The sequence below is a fragment of the Enterobacter sp. DNB-S2 genome (assembly GCF_019443845.1).
GTDB lineage: Bacteria > Pseudomonadota > Gammaproteobacteria > Enterobacterales > Enterobacteriaceae > Enterobacter > Enterobacter asburiae_B.
This window is the reverse complement of sequence record NZ_CP050520.1, coordinates 3,229,559-3,246,523: the sequence shown is the minus strand read 5'-3', so window position 1 is coordinate 3,246,523 and position 16,965 is coordinate 3,229,559. Positions and strand designations below refer to the sequence as shown.

15 protein-coding genes are annotated in these 16,965 nt (G+C 51.0%); 11 read left to right on the top strand and 4 right to left on the bottom strand.

Annotated features, from left to right (window positions below; translation table 11 throughout):
* Positions 1-25: 25 nt before the first annotated feature.
* Complete coding sequence (locus HB664_RS15500; protein ID WP_219939757.1) at positions 26-484, bottom strand: YchJ family protein; 459 nt, start codon at positions 482-484, stop codon at positions 26-28.
* Between the two features lie 114 nt (positions 485-598).
* On the opposite strand from HB664_RS15500, the gene rssA reads away from it, so the two are divergent.
* The 3 genes from rssA (at position 599) to galU (ending at position 3,715) form a co-directional block, all read left to right on the top strand.
* Positions 599-1,501 (top strand): patatin-like phospholipase RssA, encoded by a 903-nt coding sequence (rssA, locus tag HB664_RS15495; protein ID WP_023312102.1) that lies wholly within the window; start codon positions 599-601, stop codon positions 1,499-1,501.
* A 91-nt stretch (positions 1,502-1,592) separates the two neighbouring features.
* On the top strand, positions 1,593-2,606 hold the full coding sequence (rssB, locus tag HB664_RS15490) for a two-component system response regulator RssB (protein WP_033145760.1): 1,014 nt from the start codon (positions 1,593-1,595) through the stop codon (positions 2,604-2,606).
* Between the two features lie 200 nt (positions 2,607-2,806).
* Positions 2,807-3,715 (top strand): UTP--glucose-1-phosphate uridylyltransferase GalU, encoded by a 909-nt coding sequence (galU, locus tag HB664_RS15485; RefSeq protein ID WP_033145759.1) that lies wholly within the window; start codon positions 2,807-2,809, stop codon positions 3,713-3,715.
* A 201-nt stretch (positions 3,716-3,916) separates the two neighbouring features.
* On the opposite strand, the gene hns is transcribed toward galU, so the two are convergent.
* Positions 3,917-4,330 carry a histone-like nucleoid-structuring protein H-NS gene (hns, locus tag HB664_RS15480; RefSeq protein WP_008502781.1) on the bottom strand — a complete coding sequence of 138 codons (414 nt, stop codon included), beginning with the start codon at positions 4,328-4,330 and terminating at the stop codon, positions 3,917-3,919.
* Positions 4,331-4,879: 549 nt separating this feature from the next.
* Here hns and tdk point away from each other — a divergent pair.
* Positions 4,880-5,494: a thymidine kinase gene (gene tdk, locus HB664_RS15475; protein ID WP_045355905.1), complete on the top strand. Its 615-nt coding sequence runs from the start codon at positions 4,880-4,882 to the stop codon at positions 5,492-5,494.
* A gap of 66 nt (positions 5,495-5,560) precedes the next feature.
* On the opposite strand, the gene adhE is transcribed toward tdk, so the two are convergent.
* Positions 5,561-8,239 (bottom strand): bifunctional acetaldehyde-CoA/alcohol dehydrogenase, encoded by a 2,679-nt coding sequence (gene adhE / locus HB664_RS15470; RefSeq protein ID WP_023312099.1) that lies wholly within the window; start codon positions 8,237-8,239, stop codon positions 5,561-5,563.
* A gap of 478 nt (positions 8,240-8,717) precedes the next feature.
* Between adhE and HB664_RS15465 the strand changes: the two genes are divergently transcribed.
* The 7 genes from HB664_RS15465 to HB664_RS15435 all read left to right on the top strand — a co-directional run bounded on the left by HB664_RS15465 (position 8,718) and on the right by HB664_RS15435 (position 16,605).
* The gene (locus HB664_RS15465) at positions 8,718-9,365 is read left to right on the top strand and encodes a YchE family NAAT transporter (RefSeq protein WP_023312098.1); all 648 of its coding nucleotides are present in this window, start codon (positions 8,718-8,720) and stop codon (positions 9,363-9,365) included.
* 770 nt (positions 9,366-10,135) lie between these two features.
* Positions 10,136-11,767, top strand: a complete 1,632-nt coding sequence (oppA, locus tag HB664_RS15460; protein WP_033145757.1) for an oligopeptide ABC transporter substrate-binding protein OppA — start codon at positions 10,136-10,138, stop codon at positions 11,765-11,767.
* Positions 11,768-11,851: 84 nt separating this feature from the next.
* Entirely contained in the window at positions 11,852-12,772 is a 921-nt protein-coding gene (gene oppB / locus HB664_RS15455) for an oligopeptide ABC transporter permease OppB (protein WP_008502786.1), read from the top strand.
* Between the two features lie 14 nt (positions 12,773-12,786).
* A complete protein-coding gene (oppC, locus tag HB664_RS15450) occupies positions 12,787-13,695 on the top strand; it encodes an oligopeptide ABC transporter permease OppC (RefSeq protein ID WP_023312096.1) in 909 nt (302 codons plus the stop codon).
* 11 nt (positions 13,696-13,706) lie between these two features.
* On the top strand, positions 13,707-14,720 hold the full coding sequence (locus tag HB664_RS15445; protein ID WP_219939756.1) for an ABC transporter ATP-binding protein: 1,014 nt from the start codon (positions 13,707-13,709) through the stop codon (positions 14,718-14,720).
* Complete coding sequence (gene oppF, locus HB664_RS15440; RefSeq protein WP_023312094.1) at positions 14,717-15,721, top strand: murein tripeptide/oligopeptide ABC transporter ATP-binding protein OppF; 1,005 nt, start codon at positions 14,717-14,719, stop codon at positions 15,719-15,721. Before HB664_RS15445 ends, oppF begins: the two co-directional genes overlap by 4 nt.
* Positions 15,722-15,735: 14 nt before the next feature.
* Positions 15,736-16,605, top strand: a complete 870-nt coding sequence (locus HB664_RS15435; RefSeq protein WP_219939755.1) for an ion transporter — start codon at positions 15,736-15,738, stop codon at positions 16,603-16,605.
* A 30-nt stretch (positions 16,606-16,635) separates the two neighbouring features.
* Here HB664_RS15435 and HB664_RS15430 read toward each other — a convergent pair whose 3' ends face one another.
* Positions 16,636-16,965: an HI1450 family dsDNA-mimic protein gene (locus tag HB664_RS15430; RefSeq protein ID WP_006810881.1), complete on the bottom strand. Its 330-nt coding sequence runs from the start codon at positions 16,963-16,965 to the stop codon at positions 16,636-16,638.

The following is a 16,965-nucleotide window of genomic DNA, read 5'->3' as shown; positions in this document are numbered from 1 at the left end:
TTTGCGAAGTCTGGGTTGTCAGGCATTACTGCCCGCAACACTTTTTAAATTTTTTACCTGAACCACACGGGCAGGGATCGTTACGACCAAACTGTGGGCGCGTTCCGTCAATATAATACCACTGCCCGCTTTCCTTTAAGAACCGGGAACGCTCGATAATGGCTCCAGGTTTATTATTCTCGGTAAAGCGGGCGACGAAGCTGACGTAACCTTCATCAACATTGCTGCCCGTTGAGGATTCATAGACGGTAAGGCCGAGCCACTGCGTGTTCGCGAAGCCGGCTTCGATGTCCTGTCTGAATTCGGCAGCGTGGCAGGAGGGATGCCAGGTTTTAATCAGGTAGTCTGCGTCTTTGATCACAAAAGCGGTGTAACGTGAACGCATGAGGTGTGACGGGTCTGGTGCAACCTGATCGCCAGACAGATATCGCTGGCAACATAGGCTATACTCCAGAGCGCTACCACAAGGGCAGAGTTGAGACACGATTCTCTTCCTGGAACAAATAATAAAGGCGTAAAACGCTTCGGGTAGCACTATGTTAACTGAGCTGTTGCGTTGACGCTATGTCAGGAATCCAGGGGAAGTAAAACAGGGCTAATGAGAAAGGTTAAAATTGGACTGGCGCTGGGCTCAGGTGCAGCCCGGGGATGGTCACACATCGGCGTGATTAATGCCTTAAACAAGATGGGCATTAACGTAGATATTGTCGCAGGTTGTTCAATAGGATCGCTTGTCGGCTCCGCCTACGCGTGCGGGAAGCTTCCGGAACTCGAGACCTGGGTGCGTTCCTTCAGTTACTGGGACGTCCTGCGTCTGATGGACCTCTCGTGGCAGCGTGGTGGGCTGTTGCGCGGCGAACGCGTCTTTAACCAGTTCCGCCAGGTTATGCCTCTCGAAGACTTCACTGATTGTCAGATGCCCTTTGGCGCCGTCGCGACGAACCTCAGCACGGGACGCGAACTCTGGTTAACCGAAGGGGATATCCATCTTGCCGTGCGCGCCTCCTGCAGCATGCCGGGGCTTATGGCGCCTGTCCCACACAACGGTTACTGGCTTGTCGACGGTGGCGTTGTAAACCCGGTTCCCATCTCTCTGACCCGTGCAATGGGGGCGGATATCGTGATTGCCGTCGACCTGCAGCACGACGCCCACCTGATGCAACAGGACCTCATGCCGGTCAATCTCCAGAGCGAAGATGCCGAGGGCGAGAAACTGGCCTGGCATGAGCGCCTGCGCGGTAGAATCGGGCGTATGGCCGCGCGACGCTCGGTTGCCGCGCCGACGGCGATAGAAATCATGACCACGTCAATCCAGGTACTGGAGAATCGCCTTAAGCGCAATCGTATGGCAGGCGATCCGCCAGATATTCTTATTCAGCCTTACTGTCCGCAAATCTCTACTCTTGATTTCCATCGGGCTGAGGCCGCCATCGCAGCGGGCTCGTTAGCCGTCGAAAAGAAAATGGACGAATTGTTGCCTTTTGTGCAAACAGCACGTTAAGCACCTTTTTTTGACTACTTCAGCAAAATCTGACAGGCGATAGTGCCGATCGCATGCCACTATTTAGTTACTGTCAGCCAGGGGAGGAACCATGACGCAGCCATTGGCCGGAAAACACATTTTGATTGTTGAAGACGAGCCCGTTTTCCGATCGCTACTGGATTCGTGGTTATCCTCGCTGGGAGCAATCACTTCACTGGCTGAAGATGGTATCGACGCCCTGGAAAAAATGATCAGCATTACGCCCGATTTAATGATTTGCGACATTGAGATGCCGCGCATGAATGGGCTGAAGCTGGTTGAACATCTGCGTAACGAAGGCAACCAGACGCCGATTCTGGTGATCTCTGCCACAGAGAATATGGCGGATATCGCCAAAGCATTGCGACTCGGTGTCCAGGATATTCTGCTTAAACCGGTCAAGGATCTGAACCGGCTGCGAGAAACGGTCTTAGCGTGCCTTTATCCGAATATGTTTAATTCCCGGGTAGAGGAAGAGGAGCGTCTTTTCCAGGACTGGGATGCCCTGGTGAGTGATCCTCCTGCTGCGGCGAAACTGTTGCAAGAACTTCAGCCACCCGTACAGCAAACTATTTCGCACTGCCGCGTAAATTATCGTCAGCTGGTGGCGGCTGATCAGCCGGGACTGGTACTGGATATCGCACCTTTATCTGATTCCGACCTTGCGTTTTATTCTCTGGATGTTACCCGGGCAGGGGATAATGGCGTATTAGCCGCGTTACTTCTTCGCGCGCTTTTTAATGGTTTGCTGCAGGAACAGTTATCGCATCAGGGACAACGGCTGCCGGAGTTAGGCAGTTTGCTCAAACAGGTAAACCAGCTTTTTCGCCAGGCTAATTTGCCCGGACAGTTCCCGCTGCTGGTCGGCTATTACCACAGCGGTTTAAAGAATCTGATCCTCGTTTCAGCAGGTCTCAACGCTTCACTGAATACCGGTGAACATCATATTCAGGTGAGTAACGGTGTTCCGCTTGGGACATTGGGTACGGCGTATCTTAATCAAATTAGCCACCGCTGTTCCTCCTGGCAGTGCCAAATTTGGGGCGCCGGGGGACGGCTACGCTTAATGTTGTCCACGGAATAAGCAATTGGATCTTAATTTTAAGATTGCTTTACCTGTGTTTTACGGGGAGTGCTACTATCGCTGCCCAGATTCATGCGTATTTGTCCTAATTGATCGGCAACGCGTTCTTTTCAGACCCGGACTGCGGGGCGAGGCTGATATACTCAACGCGTTATTTATTGCATAAAAGTTCAAAACTTGAACAGCTCAGGAGAATTTGAATGGCTGCCCTAAATTCGAAAGTCAGAAAGGCCGTCATCCCGGTAGCGGGATTGGGGACCAGGATGTTACCAGCAACTAAGGCAATTCCTAAAGAGATGCTGCCTCTGGTTGATAAGCCATTAATCCAGTATGTCGTTAATGAATGTATCGCAGCCGGCATCACTGAAATTGTGCTGGTTACGCATTCATCAAAAAACTCTATCGAAAACCATTTCGATACAAGCTTTGAACTTGAAGCCATGCTGGAAAAACGTGTTAAGCGTCAGCTGTTAGAAGAAGTTCAGTCTATTTGCCCGCCACACGTTACCATTATGCAGGTTCGTCAGGGCCTGGCTAAAGGTCTGGGCCACGCTGTGATGTGTGCACATCCTGTTGTAGGTGATGAGCCTGTAGCGGTAATTCTGCCTGACGTAATTCTGGACGAATACGAATCCGATCTTTCTCAGGATAACCTGGCAGAGATGATCAAACGTTTCGACGAAACCGGTAGCAGCCAGATTATGGTTGAGCCTGTTGACGACGTGACGGCATACGGTGTGGTTGACTGCAAAGGCGTTAACCTTGAGCCGGGCGAAAGCGTGCCAATGGTTGGCGTGGTAGAGAAGCCTAAAGCCGACGTAGCGCCTTCAAACCTGGCAGTTGTAGGTCGCTATGTCCTGAGTGCTGAAATCTGGCCTCTGCTGGCGAAAACGCCTCCAGGAGCGGGTGATGAGATTCAGCTGACGGATGCCATTGATATGCTGATCGAGAAAGAGACCGTTGAGGCTTACCATATGAAAGGTAAGAGCCATGACTGCGGTAATAAGCTTGGTTATATGCAGGCGTTCGTAGAATATGGTATTCGCCACAATACTCTTGGTGAAGAATTTAAAACCTGGCTCAAAGAGAGCGTAGGTATTAAGAAATAAGCCACGGTTAGATATGTCCGAAACCGGTGAGGCGCTGCCCACCGGTTTTTTTATGCCCTAAACACTTCCAAAACCTGTCTCAAAGTACAGTTATTAAAATTGCCAAATAATGCTTTATGACAGAGTGTAAGGGGATGTTTGCGACAAATTTAGGTTAAAAAAAATCCCGCATTACGCGGGATTTTTCTGAATACGGCTGGATTAATCCTTGATCAGGAAGTCGTCCAGCTGTTTACCTTGTTCGTCCATGGCTTTCTTGATAACAGCAGGAGTGCGGCCCTGGCCAGTCCAGGTTTTAGTTTCGCCGTTCTCGTCAACGTAGCTATATTTAGCAGGACGAGCAGCACGCTTGGCTTTAGTACCAGTTTTAGCTGCAGCCATGCTGTTCAGCAATTCATTTGGATCGATACCATCAGCAATCAGCATTTCACGATATTGCTGCAGTTTACGAGTACGTTCTTCGATTTCAGCAGCAGCTGCGCTTTCTTCTTCACGACGTTCATTAACTACAACTTCTAATTTTTCCAGCATTTCTTCAAGCGTTTCGAGGGTGCATTCTCTTGCCTGCGCACGAAGAGTACGGATGTTGTTCAGAATTTTAAGTGCTTCGCTCATTGTAGTAATCTCAAACTTATAATGGGGGGTGGTTTGTTGACCTAATAATAGAGCCATAAATTCAGTTGTGCAATAGCCAGGAATGTAAGGAATTCAAAAAATACTAAATAATGCCGCTATTATTAATTACGCTAACTTAAATTTCATCACCCAACAGTCTCGTTTGTTATCAGCTAACCCGGCTGGACCCGGTCGATTGCCTCTTTTTTTTGTGACATTTACCGCAGGAATTATAGTTGCGGCGGAGAAATATCAGCCTTTTGTATTAGTTCCCCTCCGTGATGTTAAGACTGAAATAGTTAATAAATAGTGAATTTTAATGAACGGCGATTCCACTATAAAATGCAGTGTTATGTTTGGCTAAACATATAACATATTGGCCAGGCTGAAGGAGTTTACTTCATGTTTTAGCGGGTTATTTTCATGAAAAGAAGGTTGTGAACTCCGTGCTGAAACGCTTCCTCTGTGTGCTACATCGCTGATGACCAGACAAATTATGGTACAATGAATCATCGGGAATATTACACATTGATTAGGGTTTTACGGCCAATGGCACAACTTTATTTCTACTATTCGGCAATGAATGCCGGGAAATCCACCGCGTTGCTGCAATCCTCGTACAATTACCAGGAGCGTGGGATGCGTACCGTTGTTTATACGGCTGAAATTGACGATCGCTTTGGCGCAGGGAAGGTGAGTTCCAGAATAGGGCTCTCGTCGCCTGCCAGACTGTTTAACCCGAAAACCGATCTGTTTGAGGACATTCGTACAGAACATGCTTTGCAGCCCATTCACTGTGTTCTGGTAGATGAGAGCCAGTTTCTGACGCGTGAACAGGTTCATGCCCTTTCAGAGGTGGTCGATGAGCTCGATATTCCCGTGCTGTGTTACGGCCTGCGTACGGATTTCCGCGGTGAGCTCTTTGCCGGTAGCCAGTATTTGCTTGCCTGGTCGGATAAGCTTGTCGAATTGAAAACAATCTGCTTCTGCGGTCGAAAAGCCAGCATGGTGCTTCGTCTTGACCAGGCCGGGAAACCTTATGCAGATGGCGAGCAGGTGGTTATAGGCGGTAATGAACGCTATGTTTCAGTCTGTCGTAAGCATTATAAAGAAGCGTTGTCTGTAGGCTCGCTGACGGCGATTCAACACGACAACAGGAAATAACGCCAGCCTTGTTATACAGACATAAAAAAACCCGCCATAAAGGCGGGTTTTTTCTTCTGCTTTCAATTAAGCGCTTTTCTTCGCTTTCTTGTCAGCTTTGATGACAGGAACTTCTGTTTTCACAGCGGCAACGTCACCTTCTTTGAACTCACGACCGTAGAAGGTATCCAGCAGAATCTGTTTCAGCTCGGAGATCAGTGGGTAGCGCGGGTTAGCACCAGTACACTGGTCATCGAATGCATCTTCAGACAGCTTATCTACGTGAGCGAGGAAGTCAGCTTCCTGAACGCCTGCTTCACGGATAGATTTTGGAATACCCAGCTCAGCTTTCAGGCTTTCCAGCCATGCCAGCAGTTTCTCAATCTTCGCAGCAGTGCGGTCACCCGGTGCGCTCAGACCAAGGTGGTCTGCGATTTCAGCGTAACGACGACGCGCTTGCGGACGGTCGTACTGGCTGAAAGCAGTCTGCTTGGTTGGGTTGTCGTTAGCGTTATAACGGATAACGTTGCTGATCAACAGGGCGTTCGCCAGACCGTGAGGAATGTGGAACTGAGAACCCAGCTTGTGCGCCATAGAGTGGCAAACACCCAGGAAGGCGTTCGCAAACGCGATACCGGCGATGGTAGCTGCACTGTGAACGCGTTCACGTGCTACCGGGTTTTTAGACCCTTCGTTGTAGGACGCTGGCAGGTTTTCCTTCAGCAGTTTCAGCGCCTGCAGAGCCTGACCGTCAGAGAACTCAGATGCCAGCACAGAAACGTAAGCTTCCAGGGCGTGAGTTACCGCATCCAGACCACCGAACGCACACAGTGATTTCGGCATCTCCATGACCAGGTTTGCATCAACGATAGCCATGTCTGGGGTCAGTGCATAGTCAGCCAGTGGATATTTCTGACCTGTTGCATCGTCCGTTACTACTGCGAATGGCGTAACTTCTGAACCGGTACCGGAAGTGGTGGTTACCGCGATCATTTTCGCTTTTACACCCATTTTCGGGAACTTGTAGATACGTTTACGGATGTCCATAAAGCGCAGCGCCAGTTCTTCGAAGTGGGTTTCAGGATGCTCGTACATGACCCACATGATTTTCGCGGCGTCCATTGGGGAACCACCACCCAGTGCGATAATCACATCTGGTTTGAAGGAGTTAGCCAGCTCAGCACCTTTACGCACCACGCTCAGGGTAGGGTCAGCTTCAACTTCAAAGAACACTTCAGTTTCAACGCCAGCCGCTTTCAGTACAGAGGTGATCTGGTCAGCGTAGCCGTTGTTGAACAGGAAACGGTCAGTCACGATGAGCGCACGTTTGTGGCCATCAGTAATCACTTCATCCAGCGCGATTGGCAGAGAGCCACGGCGGAAGTAGATAGATTTCGGAAGTTTGTGCCACAACATGTTTTCAGCTCGCTTAGCAACGGTTTTCTTGTTGATCAGGTGTTTTGGACCAACGTTTTCAGAGATGGAGTTACCACCCCAGGAACCACAACCCAGAGTCAGGGAAGGTGCGAGTTTAAAGTTGTACAGGTCACCGATACCACCCTGAGAAGCAGGGGTGTTAATCAGGATACGTGCAGTTTTCATCATCTGACCGAAGTGGGCAACGCGTTCTGGCTGGTTGTCCTGGTCGGTGTACAGACAAGACGTGTGACCGATACCGCCCATGGCAACCAGTTTCTCGGCTTTCTCTACCGCGTCTTCGAAATCTTTCGCACGGTACATGGCAAGCGTTGGAGACAGTTTTTCATGTGCAAACGGCTCGCTTTCGTCAACAACTTTCACTTCACCGATCAGGATTTTGGTTGTTGCCGGAACGGTAAAGCCTGCGAGTTCAGCAATTTTGTAAGCCGGCTGACCCACGATAGCGGCGTTCAGTGCGCCATTTTTCAGAATAATGTCCTGAACTGCTTTCAGCTCTTTGCCCTGCAGCAGGTAGCCGCCGTGGCTGGCGAAACGTTCACGAACTGCGTCGTACACGGAATCAACAACAACAACAGACTGTTCAGATGCACAGATCACGCCGTTATCGAAGGTTTTAGACATCAGTACAGACGCAACGGCACGTTTGATGTCAGCAGTTTCGTCGATAACAACAGGGGTGTTACCGGCGCCTACACCGATCGCTGGTTTACCTGAGCTGTATGCGGCTTTAACCATGCCAGGACCACCGGTCGCCAGGATCAGGTTAATGTCCGGGTGATGCATCAGCGCATTGGAGAGCTCAACAGAAGGTTGGTCGATCCAGCCGATCAGATCTTTTGGTGCGCCAGCAGCGATCGCCGCCTGCAGGACGATATCCGCAGCTTTGTTGGTCGCGTCTTTCGCACGTGGGTGTGGAGAGAAGATGATTGCGTTACGGGTCTTCAGGCTAATCAGTGATTTGAAGATAGCCGTAGACGTTGGGTTAGTTGTCGGAACAATACCGCAGATGATGCCGATAGGTTCAGCGATGGTGATGGTACCGAAGGTGTCGTCTTCGGACAGCACGCCACAGGTTTTCTCATCTTTATAGGCGTTGTAGATATACTCGGAAGCAAAGTGGTTTTTGATCACTTTATCTTCCACGATACCCATGCCGGATTCGGCAACGGCCATTTTAGCGAGAGGGATTCGAGCATCTGCAGCAGCCAGTGCGGCCGCGCGGAAGATTTTATCAACCTGTTCTTGGGTGAAATTGGCATATTCACGCTGGGCTTTTTTAACGCGCTCGACGAGGGCGTTCAGTTCAGCGATATTAGTAACAGCCATAATGCTCTCCTGATAATGTTTAAACTCTTTTAGTAAACCAGCGCTCGATACGTCACACAGTATAGACAGAGCCGATACGACTTGCGTAACACAAAGTAAAACAAAGAGTTACTTTCTGCGTCAGCACACTAATTTACTAAAAGAGCCTTACCTTAGCATCATCCCTTTTTGTCAGGTGATCTCCCTGGGGGCGTAACCAAGATTACTCACTTCTGAGTACGGAAATCATGATCTGCGTCAATTTCCCCCCAAGCTGATACCTTTCAGCAGGGTTATTTCGTTGAGATTTTTCAAGTGTTAAATAATTACGTAAGTAATGGAAGCGACGCTATCATTGATTATACATATGTTTAACATCCTGAAATGATAACGTTTTGCCACAGATTTCGAGTGAAGTATGGTAATAAAAAGGGTATCTTCAGCGCGATTTCTCATGACAAAGTGTCAGTCCCGGGCATGTGTATAAGCGGAGCAAAACGTGATCCAAACGCTCTTTGATTTTCCAACGTATTTTAAATTTTTTATTGGTTTGTTTGCCCTGGTCAACCCGGTGGGGATCATTCCTGTCTTTATTAGTATGACGAGTTACCAGACGGCGGCGGCGAGGAATAAGACCAACCTCACCGCTAACCTGTCAGTGGCTATCATATTGCTCACCTCCCTTTTTCTTGGGGACGCCATTCTCCAGCTCTTCGGTATTTCAATTGACTCTTTCCGCATAGCGGGTGGGATTCTGGTCGTGACCATCGCCATGTCCATGATCAGCGGTAAGCTGGGCGAGGATAAACAGAATAAGCAGGAGAAGTCAGAAACCGCCATCCGCGAGAGTATTGGCGTGGTGCCGCTGGCCTTACCGCTCATGGCTGGCCCAGGCGCCATCAGTTCAACCATTGTCTGGGGCACGCGTTACCATAGCCTGATGCACCTGATTGGCTTTTCCGTTGCCATTGCGCTTTTCGCACTCTGCTGTTGGGGAGTATTCCGCATGGCGCCCTGGCTGGTGCGCCTGCTGGGGCAGACGGGCATTAACGTCATAACGCGTATTATGGGGCTGCTGTTGATGGCGTTAGGGATAGAATTCATCGTTACAGGAATTAAAAGCATTTTCCCCGGTTTGCTGCACTGATATTTCGTATGAAAGAACGGAGCCACGGCTCCGTTTTTTTACGTCATTATCAGTAAATCCTATAACTAAAGTTGAAATGCTCACATATCATAATAAATTCTACTAATAATGTTCATTGCTTGTATTTCAATGAGTTATTAATTCCCGCCAAACCCGCCTGCGCAGAAAACCTTCGATCGATCTGTTATTTTACTCACATGATACTCTGGGGCTTGCTGAGAGATAACCGAAATGATATTAGTAAATTCAACATTCCCCTAGATGAATGTGCTAAATAATAACCAGTTGTTAAATTTTTGTACAAAATCACTCGATGATAGCGCAGCGACGCGCGTGTAGAGAGAATTTTCTCTATCTTATTGAATATCATAATTTTTAAGTGGTATTCGATGTCCGGCAGGGCTGCCCTCAACGATGCGGTACTCACCGTAAAAGAGAATTGCTTAACAAATTTGCAAAATGTATTGGCGCGCGTTTACGCCATTTGATACTTTCCGGCCTAATATTTTGCAGCATAAAACAAGCAGATGAGAATTATTTTCATATGGTTCTCTTCTCAGATATCCAGTGCAGGTCTCAAACAGGGGAGGCCTGTAAAGAATCGACGCAAGACGGCCATACGAGCGGTCAGTAATAAAAAAGTCGGTGATAGCAAGCAGTAAAAGAAGAACCTGACAGCAGCAAAAAAAACTCCTGCGCTGTACAGGCCCCAAAAGGGGATTACACAGCTGGCGAAGGCCAGTCATTATAATGAGTGGAGTACCAACACAATGTCCATCATCACAAAAAAAAATCTGGTAGCAGCGGGGATTTTAACTGCGCTAATCGCGGGCAACGCTGCAATGGCTGCGGACGTTCCTGCAGGTGTTCAACTGGCGGAGAAACAGACGCTGGTGCGTAACAACGGTGCGGAAGTTCAGTCTCTTGACCCGCACAAAATTGAAGGTGTTCCTGAGTCTAACGTTAACCGCGACCTGTTCGAAGGCCTGCTGGTGACAGACGTAGACGGCCACCCGGCGCCGGGTGTTGCAGAAAAATGGGAAAACAAAGATTTCAAAGTCTGGACCTTCCATCTGCGTAAAGATGCGAAATGGTCCGACGGTACACCGGTCACGGCCGAAGATTTCGTTTATAGCTGGCAGCGTCTGGCGAATCCAACCACCGCCTCTCCGTATGCGAGCTACCTGCAATATGGCCACATCGCCAATATTGATGACATCATCGCGGGCAAAAAACCTGTTACCGACCTGGGCGTAAAAGCGATCGATGCCAATACCTTTGAAGTGACGTTGAGCGAACCTGTTCCGTACTTCTATAAGCTGCTGGTTCACCCGTCCGTCTCCCCGGTACCAAAATCCGCCGTGGAAAAATTTGGTGAAAAATGGACTCAGCCTGCCAATATCGTGACCAACGGTGCCTATAAGCTGAAAGACTGGGTGGTCAACGAACGTATGGTGCTTGACCGTAACCCGCAGTATTGGGATAACGCGAAAACCGTTATTGACCAGGTGACCTACCTGCCAATTTCGTCCGAAGTGACTGACGTTAACCGCTACCGCAGCGGTGAAATCGACATGACCTATAACAACATGCCGATTGAACTGTTCCAGAAACTGAAAAAAGAGATCCCTAAAGAAGTTCACGTCGATCCGTACCTGTGCACCTATTACTATGAAATCAACAACCAGAAAGCACCGTTTACCGACGTACGTGTACGTACTGCGCTGAAGCTGGCACTGGATCGCGATATCATCGTGAACAAAGTGAAAAACCAGGGCGATCTGCCGGCGTACAGCTATACCCCTCCATACACCGATGGCGCAAAACTGACCGAGCCAGAGTGGTTTAAACAGACTCAGGAACAGCGTAACGCAGAAGCGAAGAAACTGCTGGCCGAAGCGGGCTACACCGCAGATAAGCCGCTGACCTTCAGCCTGCTCTACAACACTTCCGATCTGCACAAAAAACTGGCTATCGCCGTTGCCTCAATCTGGAAAAAGAACCTGGGCGCGAACGTGAAGCTGGAGAACCAGGAGTGGAAAACCTTCCTCGACAGCCGTCATCAGGGCACCTTTGATGTGGCTCGTGCTGGCTGGTGTGCGGACTATAACGAACCGACCTCCTTCCTGAACACCATGCTGAGCGACAGCTCGAACAACACCGCTCACTATAAGAGCCCGGCGTTCGACAAGCTGATTGGCGACACGCTGAAAACCACTGACGAAGCGCAGCGTACAGAATTGTACTCTAAAGCCGAGCAGCAGCTGGATAAAGATTCCGCGATCGTTCCGGTTTACTACTACGTTAACGCCCGTCTGGTGAAACCGTGGGTAGGTGGATATACCGGTAAAGACCCGATGGATAATATCTACGTTAAAAACTTGTATATTATCAAGCATTAATGGCAATGAGTGGGGCGGGCATGCTCGCCCCACGGTGTCTAACCAACGTCACATAATATAGGCACACGCCAGAAGGTACGGGCAATGTTGAAATTTATCCTACGTCGCTGTCTTGAAGCGATTCCAACGCTATTTATTCTCATCACGATTTCCTTCTTCATGATGCGTCTTGCGCCGGGCAGTCCATTTACCGGTGAGCGTACGCTGCCGCCTGAAGTCATGGCGAATATCGAAGCGAAATACCACTTGAACGATCCTATTTCCACCCAGTACTTCAATTACCTGAAGCAGCTGGCCCACGGCGATTTTGGACCGTCATTTAAATATAAAGACTATTCCGTTAACGACCTGGTCGCGTCCAGCTTCCCGGTTTCGGCTAAGTTGGGTGCTGCGGCATTTATTCTGGCCATCGTTTTCGGGGTCACCGCAGGCGTCATCGCCGCGCTCAGACAAAATACCAAATGGGATTATGCCGTAATGGGGGTGGCAATGACCGGGGTAGTGATACCCAGCTTCGTTGTCGCGCCATTACTGGTGATGATATTTGCCATCACGCTGAAGTGGCTGCCTGGCGGCGGCTGGAACGGCGGGGCATTGAAGTTCATGATTTTGCCGATGGTGGCATTATCGCTGGCGTACATCGCCAGTATCGCGCGTATCACCCGTGGTTCAATGATCGAAGTGCTGCACTCGAACTTCATTCGTACCGCGCGTGCTAAAGGGCTGCCGATGCGTCGGATTATCTTCCGCCACGCGCTCAAACCGGCGCTGTTGCCCGTGCTTTCCTACATGGGACCGGCATTCGTTGGGATCATCACTGGCTCTATGGTTATCGAAACAATCTACGGTCTGCCTGGCATTGGTCAGCTGTTCGTTAACGGCGCGCTCAACCGCGACTATTCGCTGGTGCTGAGCCTGACCATTCTCGTCGGTGCGCTGACCATTCTCTTTAACGCTATCGTCGATGTGCTGTATGCCGTCATCGACCCGAAAATTCGTTACTAACGCTGGAGCACGCCATGATGTTGAGTAAGAAAAACAGCGAGGCGCTGGAAAACTTCAGTGAAAAACTGGAAGTAGAAGGTCGTAGCCTCTGGCAGGACGCGCGCCGTCGCTTTATGCACAACCGTGCAGCGGTTGCCAGTCTGGTTGTTCTGGTGATCATCGCGCTGTTTGTGACCCTGGCGCCGATGCTGTCGCAATTTACCTATTTCGACACCGACTGGGGCATGATGTCCAGCGCACCGGATATGGAATCAGGCCATTATTTTGGCACGGACTCCTCCGGACGCGATCTGCTGGTGCGTGTCGCTATCGGTGGCCGTATCTCGCTGATGGTAGGTATTGCTGCCGCGCTGGTGGCGGTGATCGTGGGTACGCTCTACGGTTCACTTTCCGGCTACCTCGGCGGCAAAATAGACTCGGTAATGATGCGTCTGCTGGAAATCCTGAACTCCTTCCCGTTCATGTTCTTCGTCATCCTGCTGGTGACCTTCTTCGGCCAAAATATCCTGCTGATCTTCGTGGCTATCGGGATGGTTTCCTGGCTGGATATGGCGCGTATTGTTCGCGGCCAGACGCTGAGCCTCAAACGCAAAGAATTTATCGAAGCCGCGCAGGTAGGCGGTGTGTCCACCGGGAATATCGTGGTTCGCCATATCGTTCCTAACGTGTTGGGCGTGGTGGTGGTTTATGCCTCACTGCTGGTACCAAGCATGATCCTGTTTGAATCTTTCCTGAGCTTCCTGGGTCTGGGTACACAAGAGCCACTGAGCAGCTGGGGCGCGCTGCTAAGCGATGGCGCAAACTCGATGGAAGTTTCACCGTGGCTACTGCTTTATCCGGCGGGTTTCCTGGTCGTTACCCTGTTCTGTTTTAACTTTATCGGCGATGGCCTGCGTGATGCCCTCGACCCGAAAGACCGTTAAGGAGCGCCGTCATGACAATTATTGAAACGGCCACTGCGCCACAGGCGCACCAGCAGAATAACCTTCTGCTGGATGTGAAAGACCTCCGCGTGACCTTTAAAACGCCGGACGGGGATGTTACCGCCGTCAACGATCTCAACTTCAACCTGCGCGCGGGTGAAACGCTGGGGATCGTAGGGGAATCCGGTTCCGGAAAATCCCAGACTGCCTTTGCGCTGATGGGCCTGCTGGCTGCTAACGGCGTGATTGGCGGCTCCGCTAAATTCAACGGTCGCGAAATCCTCAACCTGCCGGAACACGAGCTGAACAAGCTGCGCGCTGAGCAGATCTCGATGATTTTCCAGGATCCCATGACCTCGCTGAACCCGTATATGCGCGTAGGCGAGCAGCTGATGGAAGTCCTGATGCTGCACAAAGGCCTGGGCAAAGCGGAGGCCTTTGAAGAGTCGGTCAAAATGCTGGATGCGGTGAAAATGCCGGAAGCGCGCAAGCGTATGCGCATGTTCCCGCACGAGTTTTCTGGCGGTATGCGTCAGCGCGTGATGATTGCGATGGCGCTGCTGTGCCGGCCAAAGCTGCTGATTGCCGATGAACCTACCACCGCGCTGGACGTTACCGTTCAGGCGCAGATCATGACCCTGTTGAACGAGCTGAAGCGCGAGTTCAACACGGCGATTATCATGATCACCCACGACCTGGGCGTAGTGGCGGGCATCTGTGACAAAGTGCTGGTGATGTACGCCGGTCGTACCATGGAATACGGCAAAGCGCGCGATGTCTTCTATCAGCCAGCCCATCCGTACTCAATTGGTCTGCTGAACGCGGTGCCGCGTCTTGATGCAGAAGGGGAATCTCTGCTCACCATTCCGGGCAACCCGCCAAACCTGCTGCGTCTGCCGAAAGGCTGTCCGTTCCAGCCGCGCTGCCCGCACGCGATGGAAATCTGCAACAGCGCTCCGCCGCTGGAAGAGTTTGCACCAGGCCGTCTGCGCGCCTGCTTTAAGCCGCAGGAGGAGCTGGTATGAACGCATTAGATGAAAAACGCAACGTGCTGCTCGAAATCGCCGATCTTAAAGTGCATTTCGACATCAAAGACGGCAAACAGTGGTTCTGGCAGCCGCCGAAGACCCTGAAAGCGGTGGATGGCGTCACGCTGCGCCTGTACGAAGGGGAAACCCTGGGCGTGGTGGGAGAGTCCGGCTGCGGTAAATCGACCTTTGCGCGAGCCATTATCGGTCTGGTCAAAGCCACCGACGGTAAAGTGGCCTGGCTGGGTAAAGATCTGCTGGGCATGAAGCCCGACGAGTGGCGCGAGGTGCGCAGCGATATCCAGATGATTTTCCAGGATCCGCTGGCATCATTAAACCCGCGTATGACCATCGGCGAGATTATTGCCGAGCCGCTGCGCACCTATCATCCGAAAATGTCTCGTCAGGAAGTGCGCGATCGCGTGAAGGCGATGATGATGAAAGTCGGCCTGTTGCCAAACCTCATCAACCGCTATCCGCATGAGTTCTCCGGCGGTCAGTGCCAGCGTATTGGTATTGCCCGTGCGCTGATCCTCGAACCGAAGCTGATTATCTGCGATGAGCCGGTTTCCGCGCTGGACGTCTCCATTCAGGCGCAGGTGGTTAACCTGCTGCAGAAGCTGCAGCGCGAAATGGGGCTGTCGCTGATCTTCATCGCGCATGACCTGGCCGTGGTGAAACACATTTCTGACCGCGTGCTGGTGATGTATCTGGGGCATGCCGTGGAGCTGGGCACCTATGACGAGGTGTACCATAATCCATTGCATCCATACACCAGAGCGCTGATGTCCGCGGTGCCGATCCCCGATCCCGATCTGGAGAAAAATAAAACCATCCAGCTTCTGGAAGGGGAATTACCCTCGCCGATTAACCCACCGTCAGGCTGCGTCTTCCGCACGCGCTGCCCGATGGCCGGGCCGGAATGTGCTAAAACGCGACCGGTTCTGGAAGGCAGTTTCCGACATGCGGTTTCCTGCCTGAAAGTAGACCCGTTATAATCGCAAGGGCTGACATGATGTCAGCCCTTATTTTTTGCGAGGTAACTGTGTCGCGTATATTCACGTCAGCCCGTCGGCGGCTATATCATTTTTTATTCGACCCTGAAACGGTTTCAGGGCGACGCTTTGAAGGTCTGTGCGGTTTATTTGCGCTCCTCAGCGTGGTAGTCATCTTTATTGAATCGGGTGCCGGGACGCAATACCACCTGACGTTTGACGAATGGCATATCTTTGTCTGGCTTGAGCTGGCGATTACCCTGGTTTTTACCGCTGAATATCTCCTCCGGGTAATAGCCTGGCCCAACCCGGCCAGATATGTTTTCAGCTTCTGGGGATTTATCGATTTAGCCACCATCCTGCCGCTCTATGTCATGTGGCTTTGGCCGGAGATTAGCCTGAGCTATGTCTTTGCCTGGCGCGCGATGCGCGTGATTCGGGTATTACGTATTCTGAAATTGCTGCGTTTTATGCCGTCATTACGCGTGTTCTGGAGTGCGATCGTCAGCGCCCGGCATCAGCTTATTTTGTTCTACTCGTTTATTGCCATCGTCATGATTGTTTTTGGCGCGCTGATGTATTTAATAGAAGGGCCTAAATATGGCTTTACGACGCTCAATGCGTCCGTCTACTGGGCCATTGTGACCGTCACGACCGTGGGGTACGGAGATATTACGCCCCATACGCCACTGGGGCGCATCGTGGCGTCCGTGCTGATTTTGATTGGCTATTCGGTGATTGCGATCCCGACGGGACTTATTACCACACACATGAGCAGCGCGTTTCAGAGCCGCAAGCAGCAGCGTAAGTGTCCTCATTGCCAGCAGGGCGAACATGAACACAGCGCGCGGTTTTGTTACCGCTGCGGCAGTGAATTGCCGGAGTAAATAAAAAAGGCTGCAATCGCAGCCTTTTTATTATTCGCGCCAGAGAATATGGCACAGCTTGTGGTCTTTCTCGCGACAGAGCAGGACGCGGGCGAAAATATCGTTAATTTCGCCGCCGTCTTCATCGGCCAGCCCAATCACCACTTCGGCAAAGAAGTCCGGATTCAGGTCGAAATCCACATGCTCAGCCCAGTCTTCTGAAGGGTCGAACAATTCAGCGCCGCCGCGCTCTTCGAACTGCAGATTGAAGAGGATCACGTCTGCGGGATCGAGGTTATCAACCGCCAGTTCGAGAAAAATGTCATAGGCCTGCTCGAGCGTTTCGTCTTCGGTCAGGCGATTGTTCAGATCCATTTCCAT

Bases quoted from the DNA above. Each gene is read 5' to 3' on its own strand.
- rssA (WP_023312102.1), top strand. From the start codon at position 599: ATGAGAAAGGTTAAAATTGGACTGGCGCTGGGCTCAGGTGCAGCCCGG.
- rssB (WP_033145760.1), top strand. From the start codon at position 1,593: ATGACGCAGCCATTGGCCGGAAAACACATTTTGATTGTTGAAGACGAG.
- galU (WP_033145759.1), top strand. From the start codon at position 2,807: ATGGCTGCCCTAAATTCGAAAGTCAGAAAGGCCGTCATCCCGGTAGCG.
- hns (WP_008502781.1), bottom strand. From the start codon at position 4,330: ATGAGCGAAGCACTTAAAATTCTGAACAACATCCGTACTCTTCGTGCG.
- tdk (WP_045355905.1), top strand. From the start codon at position 4,880: ATGGCACAACTTTATTTCTACTATTCGGCAATGAATGCCGGGAAATCC.
- adhE (WP_023312099.1), bottom strand. From the start codon at position 8,239: ATGGCTGTTACTAATATCGCTGAACTGAACGCCCTCGTCGAGCGCGTT.
- oppA (WP_033145757.1), top strand. From the start codon at position 10,136: ATGTCCATCATCACAAAAAAAAATCTGGTAGCAGCGGGGATTTTAACT.
- oppB (WP_008502786.1), top strand. From the start codon at position 11,852: ATGTTGAAATTTATCCTACGTCGCTGTCTTGAAGCGATTCCAACGCTA.
- oppC (WP_023312096.1), top strand. From the start codon at position 12,787: ATGATGTTGAGTAAGAAAAACAGCGAGGCGCTGGAAAACTTCAGTGAA.
- HB664_RS15445 (WP_219939756.1), top strand. From the start codon at position 13,707: ATGACAATTATTGAAACGGCCACTGCGCCACAGGCGCACCAGCAGAAT.
- oppF (WP_023312094.1), top strand. From the start codon at position 14,717: ATGAACGCATTAGATGAAAAACGCAACGTGCTGCTCGAAATCGCCGAT.
- HB664_RS15435 (WP_219939755.1), top strand. From the start codon at position 15,736: ATGATGTCAGCCCTTATTTTTTGCGAGGTAACTGTGTCGCGTATATTC.
- HB664_RS15430 (WP_006810881.1), bottom strand. From the start codon at position 16,965: ATGGAAATGGATCTGAACAATCGCCTGACCGAAGACGAAACGCTCGAG.